The 2648-nt window shown below is 74.2% G+C and carries 3 protein-coding genes; 1 reads left to right on the top strand and 2 read right to left on the bottom strand.

All coding sequences use genetic code 11. The features are described from left to right. Both ACSNOG_RS32455 and ACSNOG_RS32460 read right to left on the bottom strand, forming a co-directional pair. Positions 1 to 204 (bottom strand): hypothetical protein (locus tag ACSNOG_RS32455; protein WP_436756290.1); only part of this gene is annotated, 204 nt, incomplete at its 3' end. Then, on the bottom strand, positions 191 to 1507 hold the full coding sequence (locus tag ACSNOG_RS32460; protein WP_436756291.1) for a PspC domain-containing protein: 1317 nt from the start codon (positions 1505 to 1507) through the stop codon (positions 191 to 193). The genes ACSNOG_RS32455 and ACSNOG_RS32460, both read right to left, overlap by 14 nt. Before the next feature lie 237 nt (positions 1508 to 1744). On the opposite strand from ACSNOG_RS32460, the gene ACSNOG_RS32465 reads away from it, so the two are divergent. After that, on the top strand, positions 1745 to 2648 hold a 904-nt coding region (locus tag ACSNOG_RS32465; RefSeq protein ID WP_436756292.1), incomplete at its 3' end, for a serine/threonine-protein kinase.

Consider the following 2648-nt stretch of genomic DNA (forward strand, 5'->3'; position numbering starts at 1 on the left):
GTGTATAAGAGACGGCCTCCGCCGGACGGCGAAGGCCACGGACGACACCACGCCCGCCAGGCAGAACCCCGCTCCCAGCACCGGCAGCAGCGCGTACGAAGGGAAGTGCAGATCACCCCGGGCCGCCCCCAGATACGCGGCGGCGCACCCCAGCAGCACCAGCCCGACGACCAGCTTGCCCGGCTCGAAGTCATGACGACGCACGGTCCACCTCCACCTGACCGATACCGACCTTGAGCAGGATCTCCAGCGTTCCGCGGGACGGCTTCCCGGCCGGGGGCTCCAGCGTCATCCGCTTCTTCTGGCCCGGCCGGACGTCGACGTCGTCGCGCGCTTCGCCGGGCAGGCGGATGTCGCCGACGCCCACGTCCAGGGTGATCCGCGCCGTGACGTCCTCGGGGAGGACCAGCTTGAGCCGGCCCGCGCCCACCTCGGCGCGGGTGGCGACGGGGGCGCCCGCGCCCCGCCAGGACAGGCCCGTGAGGTCGAGGACGCCCACGCCGCTGCCCACGCGGTAGTCCCCGCGCACCGCGGCGGCGGTGTCCGGGCGCCAGGTGGTGTGCGTCCACTCGGTGGAGACCGACTTGGGCAGGGCGGCCGCGCCCGCCAGCAGGGCGGCCGTCAGGACGGCGGCGACGACCGTGCCGCCGCCGGTGCGCCCGTAGCGGGAGCTGACGGCGATGCCGAGGCCGAAGACGGCGAGGGCGCAGGCCAGGCCGGTCTCCAGGCAGGTGCCGAGCGGGTGGTGGCGCCAGGTGAGGCCGGCGCCGAGGCAGAAGGCGACGACGGCCGCCAGGAACGTCCAGCCGCCGAGCGGCGTACCGGCGCGGGCCGGGCGGGGGCGGACGGGGGCGTGCTCGCGCTCGTCCTGCGGGGCGTCGTCCGGGCCCCACAGATAGCCGGTCTCGGCGCCCATCGGGCCCGTCGTGCCGTCCTTGATGATCGGGTCGCGCCACCAGGAGGGGCCGCCGGGGGCGGGCGGGGCCAACGTCTCGGGCGGGGGAGCCGCCGTCTTCTGCGCCTTCTGCGTCCTCTGGGCCGCGTCGGGGGACGCCTCGGCCTCGGGCTCGTGCCGGTGGTGGGACCAGTAGGCCGCACCGGCCATCACTATGGTCAGCATCAGCGCGAACGACATCACCGCGCTGTTGTTGAGCATCGACAGGAACAGGCCGCAGCCCACCAGCGCGCACAGCACCGCCGTCAGCGCCGGGCCCTCGACACGGCCCGAGAGCATCCGCCGGGCCTCGTTGTCCTCCTCGCCCTCCAGGGGGATCAGCAGCCAGGCGAAGCCGTAGAGGATCAGACCCAGGCCACCGGACACCGACAGCACGCCGAGCACCACCCGGAAGATCACCGGATCGACGTCGAAGAAGCGGCCGAGGCCGCCGCACACGCCGGACACCACCTTGTGCTCACGGCTGCGCCGCAGCGGCGGCCGGGCATCCTGCGGATCACCGTGAACCGGACCCGCCTGATGCGCGTCCTGGGTGTTGGGTGTGTCGGTCATATGGACATGGTGTCAATCGGAACGCGCTTGTGGCACACCCGGCAACCCTGGCCGTTCCCTGAGATCGCCCCTGAGAAGGTGCCGTATATCGTGTCGCGACACAGCACAGCAGGGGAACCGGAGGGCTTCGGGGTGGATGGGTCAGTGTCCGGACAGGCGGTGTCCGGGCCGGGGCCGGACACCGGTCGGCTGGTCGCCGGGCGGTATCGCCTCCTCGACCGGATAGGCCGCGGCGGGATGGGCACGGTCTGGCGCGCCCAGGACGAGCTGCTGGACCGTCAGGTGGCACTGAAGCAGCTCCACGTCTCGCCCTACCTGGACGACGACGAGCTCGCCACGCTCTACGAGCGCACCCGCCGCGAGGCCCGCAGCGCCGCCCGGATCAACCACCCCAATGTGGTCGTGGTCCACGACGTGGTCGACGACCGGGGCCTGCCGTGCATCGTCATGGAGTACGTGCCCTCCAGGACGCTCGGCGACGTCCTCAAGCACGGGACCGTCACTCCGGACGAGGCCGCCCGCATCGGGCGCGGCATGATCGCGGCTCTGCGCGCCGCCCACGCGGCCGGGGTGCTGCACCGCGACGTGAAGCCGGGCAACGTCCTGCTCGGCCACGACGGCCGCGTCGTCCTCACCGACTTCGGCATCGCCCAGTCCACCGGCACCTCCACCCTCACCAAGACCGGCGAGATGGTCGGCTCGATCGACTACATCGCGCCCGAGCGCGTCAAGGGCGCCAAGCCCGGCCCGGCCTCCGACCTGTGGGCGCTCGGCGCGACGCTGTACCAGGCACTGGAGGGCCGCCCGCCGTTCCGCAAGGACACGGCGGTCGAGACGGCCTACGCGATCGCCATGGACCCCCTGGAGCCGCCGCGCCGTGCGGGCGCCCTCACCCGGCTCATCGAGACGCTGCTCGCGAAGGACCCCGCCGTGCGGCCCCCGGCCGACCTGGCCGAGCAGATCCTGCGCGAGCCCGCGGCCGAGGCGGAGACCGCCTCCCTGTCCGCGGCGGAGCAGCACCGTACCCCCGCGCCCGGCCCCTGGGACGACGCGGCGGACCGCACCACGACCACGGCGGCGGCCGGGCGGGCCGCGGACCCGGCGCCGTCCGCGCCGCCCGCCCCCGCCCCGCCGGTGGCAC

Origin of the sequence: Streptomyces sp. URMC 124, from assembly GCF_051386455.1 — a bacterium.
In the GTDB taxonomy this organism is placed as follows: Bacteria; Actinomycetota; Actinomycetes; order Streptomycetales; family Streptomycetaceae; genus Streptomyces.

What these genes read in the sequence shown, in the direction of transcription:
- ACSNOG_RS32460 (WP_436756291.1), bottom strand. Translation starts at nt 1,507, where the DNA reads ATGACCGACACACCCAACACCCAGGACGCGCATCAGGCGGGTCCGGTT.